Source organism: Azorhizophilus paspali (assembly GCF_043587585.2).
Lineage (GTDB): Bacteria > Pseudomonadota > Gammaproteobacteria > Pseudomonadales > Pseudomonadaceae > Azotobacter > Azotobacter paspali.
In genome coordinates this window covers 3,163,998-3,179,286 of the sequence record NZ_CP171449.1, presented here as the reverse complement: position 1 = coordinate 3,179,286, position 15,289 = coordinate 3,163,998, and the positions used below count along the sequence as shown (strand labels likewise).

Sequence of the window (15,289 nt, the reverse complement as noted above, 5' to 3'; positions counted from 1 at the left end):
CCGACCGGTGGCCTGAGCCGGTCGGAGGGGACGACTTCAGCCTTTTCCAAGGGTGGCAATGGCCAAACCGGGAAAGTCTGTGATCAGGCTGTCCACCCCGAAATCGGCGAGCCGGCGCATCAGCGCCGGTTCGTTCACTGTCCATACCGATACCCGCAATCCCATCTGATGTGCCCTTTTCAAGCGCTCCGGGGTACACAGCGTCCAGTTCAGGGCGAGCAGTTCGCAGCCATGGTTGCGAGCAGCCTTCAGCGGGTCGAGCCAGGCGTATTCGGCGACCAAGCCGCGCGACAGATCGGGTGCCAGCCGGCGCAGGGCGCGCAGGACTTCCCGCGAGCTCGAGGTCACCGTGATCCGCTCGCGCAGTCCGTGACGCTCGACGAGTTCCTGGATGGCCAGTACGGTGCGCGTCGCGCGTACCCGCGAAGCGCTCTTCACTTCCAATTGCCAATGTTCGAAGTCGCATTTCTCGAAGAGTTCGGCGAGGCGCGGGATGGGGCAGGGCTGTACCCAGCCGGGGCCGCCCTGGCGGGCGTCGATGTTCGCCAGTTCGGCGGCATCCTGTTCGCTGACCTTGCCGCGGCGACCGGTGGTGCGCTTTAGGGTCGGATCGTGGATGACCATCAGTTCGCCGTCGCGAGACAGATGCAGATCGAGTTCGCAGCGTCGTACGCCATGTTCAAGACAGCGCTGGAAGCCGACCAGAGTGTTTTCCGGGGCTTCGCCCTTGGCGCCGCGGTGGCCGTAGATGAGAGTCACTATGGGTCCTTTCGGAGCGGTTTCGCTCTGCGTGGTTGAGGGGGCGAAAGCGGGGCGGGAGCCTGCGCGCAGGGCGGGCAATTTCCGATGCCATCCGTCGCGGCGATACGGTAGTATGCGCAGCGATTCCATGTCGACATGGCATCTTCCAGGCTAACTGCCGACCCTGAGTTTAACAGTTGGGTTCGGCTTTCTGGTTCCGCCGGGTAGCGCTTTTCCTTTCGCCGACGATAACGATTTCCTCGCTATGTTCAGACCGCTGTCCGTTTTCATCGGCTTGCGCTACACGGGTGCCAAGCGGCGTAACCATTTCGTCTCCTTCATTTCCCTGACCTCGATGATCGGCTTGGCCTTGGGCGTGCTGGTGATGATCGTGGTGCTGTCGGTGATGAACGGTTTCGACCACGAGATGCGCACTCGGGTGCTCGGCATGGTCCCGCACGCGACCATCGAAAGCCCGGTGCCGATCGACGACTGGCGTAGCCTGGCGGCGCAGGTACGGACGCATCCGCAGGTTGTCGCGGTGGCGCCCTTCACCCAGGTGCAGGGGCTCTTGACCCATAACGGCCAGGTACAGAAGGTGCTGATCAACGCCGTCGATCCCACTCTCGAACCCCACGTATCGATCATTGGCGACTTCTTTCGCCAGGGCAGCCTAGCGGCGTTGCAGCCGGGGGGGTTCGGCATCCTCATCGGCGACAAGGCTGCTGCCAAGCTGGGCGTCGGCATCGGCGACCGGGTCACCTTTATCGCTCCCGAGGTGGCGGTGACACCGGCTGGCATGTTTCCTCGAATGAAGCGCTTCACCGTGCAGGGGATCTTCCATGTCGGCGCTGGCGAGCTGGACGGCTACGTGGCCATGACCCATCTCGACGACATCGGGCGGCTGCAGCGCTGGAAAAGCGGCCAGGTTCAGGGCCTGCGGCTCAAGCTCGCCGACCTGTTCCAGGCGCCGCGGACCGCCTGGGCGATAGCGGAGCGGCTGAAGGGCGGAGATTTCTACGCCCGCGACTGGACACGCAGCCACGGCAACCTGTACCAGGCGATCCGCATGGAAAAGAACATGATCGGCCTGCTGCTGCTGCTGATCGTCGCGGTGGCGGCGTTCAACATCATTTCCACGCTGGTGATGGTGGTCACCGACAAGAAGGGCGATATCGCCATCCTGCGTACCCTGGGTGCCACGCCGGCGCAAATCATGGCCACCTTCATGGTGCAGGGCACGGTGATCGGCGTGATCGGTACCCTGATAGGTGGCGCCCTGGGCATTCTCGCCGCGCTCAACATCGGCAGTTGGATCGCTGCCCTCGAGGGGCTGCTGGGCCACAAGTTCCTCAGTGCGGACGTCTATTTCATCGACTACCTGCCTTCGCAACTGATGGGCGAAGACGTGCTGCTGGTCTGTGGGGCGGCCCTGTCGCTGAGTTTCCTCGCCACCCTATATCCGGCCTGGCGCGCCGCGCGTACCCGGCCCGCGGAGGCCCTGCGTTATGAGTGACATTGCCATGAAAGATCGGGCCGTTCTCAGTTGTCGTAACCTGGGCAAGCGCTACGAGGAGGGCCCGCAGTCGGTGGTGGTGCTTTCCGGCCTGGAGCTGGACCTACAGCCGGGCGAGCGGGTTGCCATCGTCGGCAGTTCGGGTTCCGGCAAGAGCACCCTGCTCAATCTGCTCGGTGGCCTGGACACGCCTAGCGAGGGCAGCGTGTGGCTAGCCGGGGAGGAACTCTCGGCGCTCAGCGAGAAGGCGCGGGGCCTGCTGCGTAACCGTGCGCTGGGCTTCGTCTATCAGTTCCATCACCTATTGCCGGAGTTCACCGCTCTGGAAAACGTCTGCATGCCCCTGCTGATCGCCAGGGTGGCGATTCCCGAGGCGCGCCAGCGGGCCGCCGCGCTGCTCGAGCAGGTCGGCCTAGGCCATCGCCTCAGGCACAAGCCGGCGGAACTCTCAGGCGGCGAGCGCCAGCGCGTGGCGATCGCCCGGGCCCTGGCCAACCGACCGGGCCTGGTGTTGCTCGACGAGCCGACCGGCAATCTCGACCAGCACACTGCCCAGGGTATCCAGGAGTTGATGCTGGAGCTCAGCATCTCCCTGCAAACGGCTTTTCTGGTGGTGACGCACGATCTTCAACTTGCTCGTCAGATGGACCGGATACTGCGTCTCGAAGACGGTCGACTGGTCGCGGAGTGAGCATGTTTCGTCCCCTCGCGGTTTATATCGGCGCCCGCTATACCCGGGCCAAACGGCGCAACCACTACATTTCCTTCATCTCGCTGACCTCGATGCTCGGTCTCGCCTTAGGCGTGCTGGCGATGATCGTGGTGCTGTCGGTCATGAACGGTTTCCAGAAGGAGATGAGTTCACGGATTCTCGGCATGGTGCCGCATGCCGCCATCGTTGGCGCACAGCCGCTCGACGACTGGCATTCTTTGGCTGGAGCGGCGTTGGCCAATCCGCAGGTACGGGCTGTGGCGCCGCTCACCGAGCTGGACGGGATGCTGTCCTACAAGGGGACGATGCAGCCGATTCAGGTCCAGGGGATCGATCCCTTCGAGGAGTCGAAGGTGTCCATAGTCGCCGACCACCTGCAGCAGGGCCGTCTGACCGACCTGGTGCCCGGCGAGTTCGGCACGATCATCGGCGAGATCACCGCGCGACGCTTCGGTCTGCAGGTTGGCGACAAGCTGACCTTGATCGTCCCCGAGCTGAACGGCGCTTCGGGCAGCGTCACCCCGCGCATGCAGCGGCTCAGTGTGGTCGGGATCTTCAAAATAGGCGCCGAGCTGGACGGCTCGCTGGCGCTGATTCATGTCGCCGATGCGGCGCACCTGATGCGCTGGCAGCCTGGGCAGGTACAGGGCATGCGTCTGGCGCTGAAGGATCTGTACCAGGCGCCGAAGGTGGCGGCCAGAATCGCCGGCGAACTCGGCGCGGCCTATCGCGCCGTCGACTGGACGCAGACCCAGGGTAGCCTGTTCAGTGCCATGCGGATGGAAAAGACCATGATCGGACTGCTGCTGTTGCTGATCGTCGCAGTGGCGGCATTCAACATCGTCGCCACCCTGATCATGGTGGTCGCCGACAAGGGCGCGGACATCGCCATCCTGCGCACCCTGGGTGCCACGCCGGGGCAAATTATGGCGATCTTCATGGTGCAGGGCTCGGTGATCGGGGCGTTCGGCATCCTGATCGGCGCCGTGCTGGGCATGATAGTGGCGTTGAACGTCAGCGACCTGATCGGCTGGCTGGAGTCGATCAGCGGCCGGCAGATCCTCAGCTCGGACATCTATTTCGTCAGCTACCTGCCGTCCGACCTGCAGATGCTGGATGTGGCGCTGGTCTGCACGGCCGCTCTCGTCCTGAGTTTTCTCGCCACTCTTTATCCGTCCTGGCGCGCCGCCCGCACCCAGCCGGCCGAGGCCCTGCGCTACGAGTGATAAGCCGGGCGGCGGCGCCTTGCCTCAGGGCTGGGGATTGCGCCGTCTTTCCTGGCGCTTGCGCCAGTTGTGGCGGACCCACCAGCGCCAGAACAGCATGGTCGCGAAGTAACCGACGACGCCGAGCACGACGCCGGTGATGAACGAGCCGACCAGGATCGGTTCCCACAGGGTGGCTATCCGTTCGCTGATCCAGGCCATGCTCAGTTCGCTGGGCAGGGTTATCGGCGGGGTGTCCAGAACCCAACTGCCGACCTTGTAGGTGCAGTAGAACACCGGCGGCATGGTGATGGGGTTGGTCAGCCAGACCAGGCCGATGGCGATCGGCAAGTTGGCCCGCACTGGAATGGCCAGGCCGGCGGCGAGAAGCATCTGCATCGGGATCGGTATGAAGGCGCTGAAAAGACCGACGAGCATGGCGCGCGATACCGAGTGGCGGTTCAGGTGCCAGAGGTTGGGATCATGGATCAGGGTGCCCAAAAAGCGCAGGGATTTGTGTTCCCTGATGCTATCCGGATGCGGCATATAGCGCTTAAAGATGCGACGGGGCATGGCGACACTCGGCAGTTTAAAGCGCCAATATTATGCATGCATTGATGACGGCCCGCTGTAGGTATTGTGTCTGCCGATTCCGCTGGCCGTTCCGACGAATCGATTGCGGAGTTGTCTCGAATGTTGCGCACAGGGATGTTGGCGCTCGCCGCAGGTCTGCTCGTCCTGCGTTTCCTTCCGGCCTTGCCGCCCTGGTGGCTGTGGTCACCGATGGCGCTGGGCGCTGCGATCCTTCTGGCGGCGCGTCGCTATCCGCCGGCGCTCTTTCTCTTCGGCCTCGGCTGGGCTTGCCTGTCGGCGCACTGGGCGCTGGAGGAACGGTTGCCCGTCGAACTCGATGGTCGCACCCTATGGCTCGAGGGGCTGGTGGTCGATCTGCCGGCGCGCATCGACGGCACGCTGCATTTCCAACTGGAGGAGGCCTCTTCCCGGCGCGCCGAACTGCCCGGACGACTGCGCCTGGCGTGGCACGCCGGGCCGGAGGTCCGCGCCGGGGAGCGCTGGCGCCTGGCGGTTGGCCTCAAGCGTCCGCGCGGCCTGGTCAATCCGCAGGGTTTCGATTACGAGGCCTGGCTGCTGGCCCAGCGGATCGGCGCCACCGGGACGGTGAAAGCGGGAGAGCGACTCGGAGCGCCGGAAAACGCTGACGGTTGGCGCGACTCCCTGCGCCAGCGCCTGTTGCAGGTCGATGCCCATGGTCGTGAGGGGGCGCTCGCCGCGCTGGTGATGGGCGACGCGTCCGGGCTGAGCGTGGCGGACTGGAAACTCCTGCAGGATACCGGCACCGTGCATCTGATGGTGATCTCCGGCCAGCATGTCGGCCTGCTTGCCAGCCTGGTCTACGGGCTGGTGGTCCTGCTGGCGAGATTTGGCCTGTGGCCGGGTTTTCTGCCGTGGTTGCCCTGTGCCTGCGGCCTAGCTTTCGCCACCGCGCTCGGCTATGGCTGGCTGGCCGGTTTCGGCGTACCGGTGCAGCGGGCCTGCGCCATGCTCGCCGTGGTGCTGTTCTGGCGCCTGCGTTTCCGCCACCTGGGGCTCTGGCCACCTATCCTGCTAGCGCTGGACGGCGTACTGCTGCTCGAGCCCCTGGCCAGTCTGCAGCCGGGGTTCTGGCTGTCGTTCGGTGCGGTGGTGATCCTCGTCCTGGCCTTCGGCGGCCGACTGGGTGCCTGGTCGTGGCGGCAGACCCTGTGGCGGGCGCAGTGGACCAGTGCGCTGGGACTGCTGCCGCTGCTGCTGGCCCTGGGCTTGCCGATCAGTCTCAGCGGTCCGTTGGCCAATCTAGTCGCGGTACCCTGGGTTGGTTTCGCGGTGGTCCCGCTGGCTTTGCTCGGAACCCTGCTGCTGCCCTTGCCGGCAGTGGGCGAGGGCCTTCTCTGGCTGGCCGGCACCTTGCTGGAGACGCTGTTCCGGCTGCTCGGCGAGATCGCCGGCGCCGTACCGGCCTGGCTACCCCACGCGGTGCCGGTCTGGGGCTGGCTGCTGGCGCTGCTCGGGACCCTGCTGATCCTGCTGCCGGCGGGAGTGCCGCTGCGTGTTCCGGGACTGGCGCTGCTGCTGCCTTTGGCATTTCCGCCGCAGGAGCGAATCCCGCAGGCACGGGCCGATGTTTGGCTGCTGGATGTTGGGCAGGGCCTTGCCGTGCTTGTACGTACCCGCGGGCATGACCTGCTCTATGATGCGGGGCCGCGTTTCGGCGATTTCGATCTGGGCGAGCGCGTAGTCCTGCCTTCGCTGCGTAATCTCGGCGTGAGCCGCCTGGATCGCCTACTGCTCAGCCATGCCGATGGCGATCACGTCGGTGGCGCCCTGGCCGTGTGGCGCGGTCTGCCGGTGGGCGAGGTCTTCGCCGGCGAGGCGCAGGCGCAATCGGCGGCACTCGCCGCGCAGCCTTGTGCCCATCGCGCTTGGCAATGGGATGGCGTGCGTTTCGCCACCTGGCACTGGGCGGCGGTGCAAGAGGGCAATCGGGCTTCCTGCGTGCTGCTGGTCGAGGCCGCCGGCGAGCGCCTGCTGTTGACCGGCGATATTGATGCCGCAGCCGAGCGGGCACTGCTCGACAGCCATCCCGAGTGGCGGGTCGACTGGCTGCTGGCGCCTCACCACGGCAGCCGCAGTTCCTCTTCGCCGGCTCTGCTCAAGGCTCTGGCGCCGCGCGCGGTGCTGATCTCGCGCGGCTGGAACAACGGTTTCGGCCATCCCCATGCGCAGGTCGTGGAGCGTTACCGGACGCTGCCGGCCGTGATTCACGATACTGCGCGCCAAGGGGCCTTGCGGTTTCGCTTGGGCGACTGGGGCAGGGCGCGCGGGCTGCGCGAAGAGCCTCTCTTCTGGCGGGAAAAATGAGACGACTGCCGTCGGCGGGCAAGTACGCCTGTGCTAGAGTTGCGCCACTTTTTCCAAGGGGATTTGCCACCGTGTGGGAGCTTGTCAAAGCGGGCGGCTGGATGATGCTGCCGATCGTTCTCTGTTCCGTCGTCGCCCTCGCCATCATCATCGAGCGTCTCTGGAGCCTCCGGCCTAGCCGGGTGACTCCGCCGAATCTGCTCGGGCAGGTCTGGCGCTGGATACAGGACAAGCAACTGAACGGCGACAAGCTCAAGGAGCTGCGGGCTGGTTCCCCGCTGGGGCAGATCCTTGCGGCGGGGCTGGCCAATTCCAAGCATGGCCGGGAAGTCATGAAGGAGTGCATCGAGGAAGCGGCGGCGCGCGTTATCCATGATCTGGAGCGCTACCTCAATGCGCTCGGCACCATCGCCGGCATCGCCCCCTTGCTCGGTTTGCTCGGCACCGTGCTGGGCATGATCGAGATTTTCAGCAGTTTCATGGAGTCCGGCATGGCCAATGCCTCGCAACTCGCCGGCGGTATCTCCACGGCGCTGATCACCACCGCCGCCGGCCTGTTCGTGGCGATTCCCGCGTTGTTCTTCCATCGTTACCTGCAACGGCGCGTCGATGAACTGGTGGTCGGCATGGAGCAGGAGGCGATTAAGCTGGTGGAGGTGTTGCAAGGCGATCGCGAGGTCGATCTCAACGGGGGCAAGGCGTGAAATTCCGGCGCAAACCGCGGGAGAACATCGAGATCAATCTGGCTTCCCTGATCGATATCGTGTTCATCCTGCTGCTGTTCTTCGTGGTCGCCACGACCTTCACTCGCGAAACCCAGCTCAAGGTCGAGCTGCCCGAGGCGGTCAGCGGCACGCCGCCCGAGAGCGCCGAACCGAAGCGGCTGGAAGTGCTGATCGATGCCGGCGGCAGCTATTCGCTTAATGGCCAGGCCCTGCTCAGCAGCGATCTGGACAGCCTGATACGCGCCTTGCAGAAGGAGTCGGCAGGCGACAACGACCTGCCGCTGATCATCAGTGCCGACGGCAAGACCCCCCATCGGGCGGTCGTTACTGCCATGGATGCCGCCGGCAAACTCGGCTTCGCCCATCTGCGCATCACCACGGTCGAGGCCCGGGCGGCGCCCTGATGGCCCTTGCCGACCGCCTGCTCAAGGCCTGGTACCGTGGCCATCCCGCCCTGGTCCTGTTGCGCCCGCTGGAAGCGTTGTTCCGCTATGTGGCACAACGTCGCCGGGAGCGCTTCCTGCGCGGCGAGGGCGGCATCTACCGGGCGCCGGTGCCGGTCGTGGTGGTCGGCAACATCACCGTCGGCGGCACCGGCAAGACCCCGCTGATTCTCTGGCTGATCGAGACCTGCCGGCGCCGCGGCCTGCGGGTCGGCGTGGTCAGTCGCGGCTACGGCGCCAGGCCGCCGCGCCTGCCCTGGCGGGTCATGGCCGACCAGAGCGCCGGGCAGGCCGGCGACGAGCCGTTGTTGATCGTCCAGCGCACGGGCGTGCCGCTAGCGATCGATCCGGATCGCCCACGGGCCGTGCGGGCCTTGCTTGAGGAGCAGTCTCTCGATCTTATCCTCAGTGACGACGGCCTGCAGCACTACCGGCTGGCCCGCGATCTGGAGCTGCTCCTGCTCGATGCCGTGCGCGGCCTCGGCAATGGCCATTGCCTGCCGGCCGGCCCCCTGCGCGAGCCGGCCGAACGGCTGGCCAGCGTGGATGCGGTGTTGCACAACGGCGCCGCCGGGGACCCGCCGGGCGGCTACGCTTTTTCCCTCCTGCCCAGCGCTCTGGTTCATGTGACCACGGGCGAGCGCCGGCCCCTGGATCATTTTCCGCCGGGAACCGCCTTGCATGCCCTGGCCGGCATCGGCAATCCCCGGCGTTTCTTCGCCACGCTCGAGGCGCTACACTGGTGCCCGATTCCGCATGCCTTCGCCGACCATGCCCGTTATCGCGCCGAGCAACTGCGTTTCTCGCCGACGCTGCCGCTGGTGATGACGGAAAAGGATGCGGTGAAATGCCGGGCCTTCGCTCCTGCCGATTGCTGGTATCTGGCCGTCGATGCCGTCCCTTCTCCGGCTTTCGCCGACTGGTTCGACGCAGCTCTCGCCCGTCTGCTGGCATCGCGCTAAGCGTTTGTCCCCCTGCCGGGCGCTACTGCCGGTTTTCCATTGCCTTCCCAGGATTTCACCATGGACCCGAAACTACTCGACATTCTCGCCTGCCCGATCTGCAAGGGGCCGCTGAAGCTGGCCGACGACAAGTCCGAGCTGATCTGCAAGGCCGATGCTCTGGCCTTCCCGGTGCGCGACGGCATCCCGGTGATGCTGGAGAGCGAGGCCCGCACGCTCAACGTCGACGAGCGTCTGGACAAATGAGCAAAGCCTTCTGCGTGGTGATTCCCGCCCGCTACGCCTCAAGCCGCTTGCCGGGCAAGCCGCTGCAGGACATCGCCGGCAAGCCGATGATCCGGCATGTCTGGGAGCAGGCCCGGCGCAGTGGGGCGCAGCGGGTGGTAGTGGCCACCGACGATGCGCGCATCGAGGCGGCCTGCCATTCCTTCGGGGCCGAGGCGTTGCTGACCCGCGTCGAGCACAATTCCGGGACCGATCGGCTGGCCGAAGTGGCCGGGCGGCTCGGACTGGCCGACGACGCCGTAGTGGTCAACGTGCAGGGCGACGAGCCGTTGATTCCTCCCGCCCTCATCGACCAGGTGGCGGAAAACCTGGTGGCCCATCCGGAAGCAGCCATCGCCACCCTGGCCGAGCCGATCGACAGCGCCGAGGCCCTGTTCAATCCGAATGTGGTGAAGGTCGCGAGCGATGTTCACGGCCTAGCCCTGACCTTCAGCCGCGCTCCCTTGCCCTGGGCGAGGGATGCCTTCGCCGGCAGCCACGAACGTTTGCCGACGGGTGTGCCTTATCGCCGGCACATCGGCATCTACGCCTATCGGGCCGGCTTTCTCCGCGATTTTGTCGCCTGGGGGCCGTGCTGGTTGGAAAGCGTCGAAAGCCTGGAGCAGTTGCGTGCACTCTGGCACGGTGTGCGCATCCATGTGGCCGATGCCATGGAGGCGCCGCAGGCCGGTGTGGATACCCAGGAAGACCTTGAGCGCGTACGGCGCCTATTGGGGGCCTGATGCGGATTCTATTCGTCTGTCTCGGCAATATCTGCCGTTCGCCCACTGCCGAAGGCGTATTCCGCCAGCGGGCGCAGGCGGCCGGACTGGGAGAGCGTATCCGCATCGACTCGGCCGGTACCGGCGACTGGCATGTGGGCAAGGCACCGGATATCCGTGCGCGGCAGGCCGCCCGTCGGCGCGGCTACGATCTGGATGCCTTGCGCGCCCGTCAGATCTGTCGGGAGGACTTCTCCCGCTTCGACCTGATCTTGGCGATGGACCATGGCAACCTGCGGGACCTGCAGGCCATTCGCCCGGCGGGAGCGGCTGGCGAACTGGATCTCTATCTTCGCCGCTATGCTCTGGGGGAGGATGAGGTTCCAGATCCCTATTACGGAGGCGAAGAAGGGTTCGAGCGGGTTCTCGATCTTCTCGAACGGGCCGGCGACGAACTGCTCGCCGAGATCCGGGGGCGTCTGTGAGCTTGCAGCTACGGGAAAACATTTCCCTCAAACCCTACAACACCTTTGCCCTCGAGGCGCGCGCCCGGCTGTTCGCCGAGGCCCATGACGACGACGAGGTGCGCGAGGCGCTGACCCTGGCTGCCGAGCGCGGCTTGCCGCTAGTGGTGCTGGGCGGTGGCAGCAACTTGTTGCTGACCCGGGATGTCGAGGCGCTGGTGCTGCGTATGGCCAGTCGCGGCGTGCGGCTGCTGACCGATGACGGCGAGCGGGTGCTGATCGAGGCGGAGGCGGGCGAGCCTTGGCATCCTTTCGTGCAGCATGCGTTGGAACAGGGGCTGGCAGGGCTGGAGAACCTCAGCCTGATCCCAGGCACGGTGGGGGCCGCGCCGATGCAGAACATCGGCGCCTATGGCGTGGAAATCAAGGATGTGCTCGCTAATCTGGTCGCGATCGACCGGCAGAGCGGCGAACTGCGCGAGTTCGCCCGCGAGGAGTGTGCCTTCGGTTATCGCGACAGCCTGTTCAAGCGTCAAGCCGGGCGCTGGCTGATCCTGCGTGTGCGCTTCGCGTTGCAGCGCACACCGCGACTCCATCTGGACTACGGTCCGGTGCGTCAGTGGCTGGCGGAGCGGGGAGTGGAGTCGCCGACACCCCGGGATGTCAGCCGAGCGATCTGTGCCATCCGCCGTGAGAAACTCCCCGATCCCGCCGTATTGGGCAATGCCGGCAGTTTCTTCAAGAACCCGCTGGTTTCTGCCGAGCAAGCCGAGCGACTGCGCGGCCAGTATCCCGATCTGGTCGCATACCCACAGGCCGACGATGAGGTGAAGCTGGCGGCTGGCTGGCTTCTGGAGCGGGCTGGCTGGAAGGGATATCGCGAAGGCGATGTCGGCTTGCATCGCTTGCAGGCGCTGGTGCTGGTCAATCATGGGCAGGCTAGCGGCGGGCAAGTGCTGGCATTGGCCCAACGCGTCCGGGATGACATCGAGAGGCGCTTCGGGGTGTGCCTGGAAATCGAGCCCCGCGTGATCTAAGTCCGCCAGGGCTGCGTCGGCGAAAACGCAAAAGGGGATGCCTGGCATCCCCTTTTGGTCATCGAGGGCCGGCATCGAGGCCGGCCCTGACTTTTTGCTTCAGCCAGCCGTCCGATCCTGGTCGTCGGTCAGCTTCGCCTTGGCGGTCGCATTCCCGCTTTCGGCTTCCTTGCGCCGAGGCTTAGCAGCTTCCTCGTTTTCCGCTCTGGGAGCAATCTGCGCTTCGTCGACGAGCTCTTCCGGTTGTCCGGCAACGGGCAGGAGGTCGAGCGTCTGCTGCTCTTTCCGATCTTCGAAGCGTTCTTCCTCAACGGGAGCCGATTGCTCGGACGTCGTTTCGATCGGTTTTTCCGTTGCGACGGCAGCCGCTACCTCCGGCTGTAGCAGCTCGAACGGAGCCTCGACCGGTTCGGCGATCGTAGAGAAGGCTTCCGACCCGGGACGGACTTGTTCGCCCGGCAGTTCGACCGATTCCGCAGATGCCGGAGATGGCTCGCTGGCGGTCCAGGGCTGTTCGAGTGGGATCTCGATCCTTTCCTCCGGTGCTTCTGGCGTGCTGGCGACCGGAGCGGGGCCGGCCTCCGCCTGCGTCTCGGTTACCGCTGCGGCGGCAGCGATGGCGCTGGCCTCCGCAATCTTTGCGGCTTCCGCTGCCTTCGCGGCTTCGGCGACCCGCCTGGCTTCCGCCTCGGCAGCTTCGCGCTTGCGGCGCCGGACTTCGCGTGGGTCGTTAGCCGCACGGGCGGTACTGCGCGGAACCTCGGCTTGGGGCTCGGCGGCTGCCGGCGGCTCCTGGACTGGCTGCGCAGGTACTTGCGGTGCCTCGCTCGGCTCGGCTACTGGCTCCTCGGCTTCGGCAGGTTGTATCTGTTCAGGCTGGAGGATGGGCTGCGGAATTTCCACAGGGGCGGTCTCGGCGGCGGGAACAGCGATCGCGACGGTTTCGATTGCGGGTTGAGTTTCCTCGACTGCCGGCTCAGTGGTGGGCGAGCTGGCAGTGGAGGCTTCCGCCATGGCTTCGTCGGCCTGGGCCGGTGCGACGCTTATCGTTGCGGCCGTGGATTCTGCCGCGACAGCAATGTCCTCGTCTTCTTCGACGCCCTCGATTTCGCTGCCCTGGTTGTCGCGTTGGCGCTCGCGGCGATTGCTGCGGCGGCGCTGGCCGCGGGATCGACGGCGGGGACGCTCCTCGCCGCTGGCCTCGGCCTCTTCCTCCTGAATTTCCTCATGGAGCAGCACTTGCTCTTCGGAAATCTTTGGCTCGTTTACCACCGGACGTTCTTCAGGCTGACGCTCTTCCCATTGAGGAAGTTCCTCGCGCGGCGGGCGGACAGTGCGCTCTTCCCGCGGGCTTTCCTGGATATCGAGCGGTTCGCGCAGTTCGCGGCGGCGTTCTTCGCGAGGTGGGCGCTCGCGGCGGGCTTCCCGTGGCTCGCGCGGTTCGCGAGGCTCGATGGTTTCCACGGCCTGGCGCTCTTCGCGTGGCGCACGCTCCTCGCGGGGTGGGCGCTCGCGGCGGCTTTCCCGTGGCTCCCGAAGCTCCACGAACTCGCTGGGGTGACGCTCTTCGCGTGCCGGGCGTTCCTCGCGTGCCGGGCGCGGCACCCGTTCTTCGCGCACTTCGCGAAGTTGACGCTCCTCGCGTGGCCTGCTGCGTTCCTCGTCGCGGCCATGACGGCTCTCACGGCGACGATTCTGCTGGCGGCTGCTACGGCGCTCCTCGCTGCTGCGCGTCAGACGCTCCTCGACCAGGCGCTCGGCGACGACGGGCTTGGCGATTTCCTTGCCGGCGAACAGGCTGACCAGCGACTTCACCAATCCCTTGAACAGATTGAGTTCCAAAGCCGGGTGGGGGGCTGCCGCCGGAGTTGCCAGTATTTCGGCAGGAGCCGGCGCCAAGGCGTTGCGCGGCGGAGCGGTCTTGACCGCGGCCTCCTGGCGCACCAGGGTGCGGGTGGAGCTGACCAGTTGAACTTCCTCCACTTCCGCCGGAGTCATTTCATAGCTCGACTGGGCGCTTTGCACTTCCGGGCTGTCATCGCGCAGGCGCTGTACTTCGAAGTGGGGCGTTTCCAGGTGATCGCTCGGCAGGATGACGATGCGCACACGGCTGCGCAGCTCGATCTTGGTGATGGAGTTGCGCTTCTCGTTGAGCAGGAAGGCGGCGACCGGAATCGGCACCTGAGCGCGCACCTCGGCGGTGCGGTCCTTCAGGGCCTCTTCCTCGATCAGGCGCAGAATCGCCAAGGACAGGGATTCGACGTCGCGGATGATGCCCTGACCGCTACAGCGCGGGCAGACGATGCCGCTGGTCTCGCCGAGGGAGGGGCGCAGGCGCTGACGGGACATTTCCAAAAGACCGAAGCGCGAGATACGGCCGATCTGCACGCGCGCACGGTCGGCCTCCAGGGCCTCGCGCATCTTGTCCTCGACGGCGCGCTGGTTCTTCGCTGGCGTCATGTCGATGAAGTCGATGACGATCAAACCGCCGATGTCGCGCAGGCGCAACTGGCGGGCGATCTCCTCGGCCGCCTCTAGGTTAGTTTGCAGCGCGGTTTCCTCGATGTCGCCGCCCTTGGTGGCGCGCGCCGAGTTGATGTCGATGGATACCAGGGCTTCGGTCGGATCGATGACGATGGAGCCGCCGGACGGCAGCTTCACTTCACGCTGGAAGGCGGTTTCGATCTGGCTCTCGATCTGGAAGCGGTTGAACAGCGGCACGCTGTCCTCGTACAGCTTGATCTTGCTGGCGTACTGCGGCATCACCTGGCGGATGAAGCTCAAGGCTTCTTCCTGGGCTTCCACGCTGTCGATCAGTACTTCGCCGATGTCCTGGCGCAGATAGTCGCGGATCGCCCGGATGATGACGTTGGATTCCTGGTAGATCAGGAAGGGGGGGGAGCGGTCCAGCGAGGCTTCCTTGATCGCGGTCCACAACTGAGCCAGGTAGTCGAGGTCCCACTGGAGTTCTTCGCTGGAGCGGCCGAGGCCGGCAGTACGCACGATCAGGCCCATGTCGGCGGGCACGTCGAGGCCGTTCAGGGCTTCGCGCAGTTCGTTGCGCTCTTCGCCCTCGATGCGCCGGGAGATGCCGCCGGCTCGCGGATTGTTCGGCATCAGCACCAGATAGCGGCCGGCGAGGCTGATGAAAGTGGTCAGGGCCGCGCCCTTGTTGCCACGCTCTTCCTTCTCGACCTGGACGATGACTTCCTGGCCTTCGGAGAGCACGTCCTTGATGTTGATGCGGCCTTCGGGAGACTTCTTGAAGTACTCGCGGGAGATTTCCTTGAGCGGGAGGAAGCCGTGGCGCTCGGCGCCAAAGTCGACGAACGCCGCTTCGAGGCTCGGCTCGACCCGGGTGATGCGGCCTTTGTAGATATTGGCCTTCTTCTGTTCACGGGCGCCCGATTCGATATCCAGGTCATAGAGGCGTTGGCCATCGACCAGGGCAACACGCAACTCTTCGGGCTGAGTTGCGTTAATCAGCATTCTCTTCATGTAGTACCGTTCGGTTTCCGGGCTGCCGGAAACGGCGTTCGGCACACACGACTCTCGCGGTCGGTGACAGGGGCCGCTCAG

General features: G+C 65.6%; 14 protein-coding genes. 11 read left to right on the top strand and 3 right to left on the bottom strand.

The window, feature by feature from the left end; translation table 11 throughout:
• Nucleotides 1–36 precede the first annotated feature (36 nt).
• Complete coding sequence (locus tag ACGI6K_RS15405; protein WP_376942281.1) at nucleotides 37–759, bottom strand: glycerophosphodiester phosphodiesterase; 723 nt, start codon at nucleotides 757–759, stop codon at nucleotides 37–39.
• A gap of 247 nt (nucleotides 760–1,006) precedes the next feature.
• On the opposite strand from ACGI6K_RS15405, the gene ACGI6K_RS15400 reads away from it, so the two are divergent.
• The 3 genes from ACGI6K_RS15400 to ACGI6K_RS15390 are packed head-to-tail and all read left to right on the top strand — an operon-like array spanning nucleotide 1,007 to nucleotide 4,195.
• Entirely contained in the window at nucleotides 1,007–2,257 is a 1,251-nt protein-coding gene (locus tag ACGI6K_RS15400; RefSeq protein ID WP_376942283.1) for a lipoprotein-releasing ABC transporter permease subunit, read from the top strand.
• On the top strand, nucleotides 2,250–2,948 hold the full coding sequence (gene lolD / locus ACGI6K_RS15395) for a lipoprotein-releasing ABC transporter ATP-binding protein LolD (RefSeq protein ID WP_376942285.1): 699 nt from the start codon (nucleotides 2,250–2,252) through the stop codon (nucleotides 2,946–2,948). The genes ACGI6K_RS15400 and lolD overlap by 8 nt, the downstream gene beginning before the upstream one ends.
• A gap of 2 nt (nucleotides 2,949–2,950) precedes the next feature.
• Nucleotides 2,951–4,195 (top strand): lipoprotein-releasing ABC transporter permease subunit, encoded by a 1,245-nt coding sequence (locus ACGI6K_RS15390; RefSeq protein ID WP_376942287.1) that lies wholly within the window; start codon nucleotides 2,951–2,953, stop codon nucleotides 4,193–4,195.
• A gap of 24 nt (nucleotides 4,196–4,219) precedes the next feature.
• On the opposite strand, the gene ACGI6K_RS15385 is transcribed toward ACGI6K_RS15390, so the two are convergent.
• Entirely contained in the window at nucleotides 4,220–4,747 is a 528-nt protein-coding gene (locus ACGI6K_RS15385) for a DUF2062 domain-containing protein (protein ID WP_012700107.1), read from the bottom strand.
• A gap of 135 nt (nucleotides 4,748–4,882) precedes the next feature.
• On the opposite strand from ACGI6K_RS15385, the gene ACGI6K_RS15380 reads away from it, so the two are divergent.
• From ACGI6K_RS15380 to murB, 8 genes are all read left to right on the top strand, one after another.
• The gene (locus ACGI6K_RS15380; protein ID WP_376942404.1) at nucleotides 4,883–7,093 is read left to right on the top strand and encodes a DNA internalization-related competence protein ComEC/Rec2; all 2,211 of its coding nucleotides are present in this window, start codon (nucleotides 4,883–4,885) and stop codon (nucleotides 7,091–7,093) included.
• 71 nt (nucleotides 7,094–7,164) lie between these two features.
• Nucleotides 7,165–7,797 (top strand): MotA/TolQ/ExbB proton channel family protein, encoded by a 633-nt coding sequence (locus tag ACGI6K_RS15375; RefSeq protein WP_376942291.1) that lies wholly within the window; start codon nucleotides 7,165–7,167, stop codon nucleotides 7,795–7,797.
• Entirely contained in the window at nucleotides 7,794–8,222 is a 429-nt protein-coding gene (locus ACGI6K_RS15370) for an ExbD/TolR family protein (protein ID WP_376942293.1), read from the top strand. The genes ACGI6K_RS15375 and ACGI6K_RS15370 overlap by 4 nt, the downstream gene beginning before the upstream one ends.
• Nucleotides 8,222–9,223 (top strand): tetraacyldisaccharide 4'-kinase, encoded by a 1,002-nt coding sequence (lpxK, locus tag ACGI6K_RS15365; protein ID WP_376942295.1) that lies wholly within the window; start codon nucleotides 8,222–8,224, stop codon nucleotides 9,221–9,223. Before ACGI6K_RS15370 ends, lpxK begins: the two co-directional genes overlap by 1 nt.
• A 60-nt stretch (nucleotides 9,224–9,283) precedes the next feature.
• Complete coding sequence (locus ACGI6K_RS15360; RefSeq protein ID WP_089167535.1) at nucleotides 9,284–9,469, top strand: Trm112 family protein; 186 nt, start codon at nucleotides 9,284–9,286, stop codon at nucleotides 9,467–9,469.
• The gene (gene kdsB / locus ACGI6K_RS15355) at nucleotides 9,466–10,230 is read left to right on the top strand and encodes a 3-deoxy-manno-octulosonate cytidylyltransferase (protein ID WP_376942298.1); all 765 of its coding nucleotides are present in this window, start codon (nucleotides 9,466–9,468) and stop codon (nucleotides 10,228–10,230) included. Before ACGI6K_RS15360 ends, kdsB begins: the two co-directional genes overlap by 4 nt.
• Nucleotides 10,230–10,694, top strand: a complete 465-nt coding sequence (locus tag ACGI6K_RS15350; protein ID WP_376942300.1) for a low molecular weight protein-tyrosine-phosphatase — start codon at nucleotides 10,230–10,232, stop codon at nucleotides 10,692–10,694. Before kdsB ends, ACGI6K_RS15350 begins: the two co-directional genes overlap by 1 nt.
• Nucleotides 10,691–11,710: a UDP-N-acetylmuramate dehydrogenase gene (gene murB, locus ACGI6K_RS15345; protein WP_376942302.1), complete on the top strand. Its 1,020-nt coding sequence runs from the start codon at nucleotides 10,691–10,693 to the stop codon at nucleotides 11,708–11,710. The genes ACGI6K_RS15350 and murB overlap by 4 nt, the downstream gene beginning before the upstream one ends.
• Before the next feature lie 99 nt (nucleotides 11,711–11,809).
• Here murB and rne read toward each other — a convergent pair whose 3' ends face one another.
• Nucleotides 11,810–15,208 (bottom strand): ribonuclease E, encoded by a 3,399-nt coding sequence (rne, locus tag ACGI6K_RS15340; protein WP_376942406.1) that lies wholly within the window; start codon nucleotides 15,206–15,208, stop codon nucleotides 11,810–11,812.
• Nucleotides 15,209–15,289 lie beyond the last annotated feature (81 nt).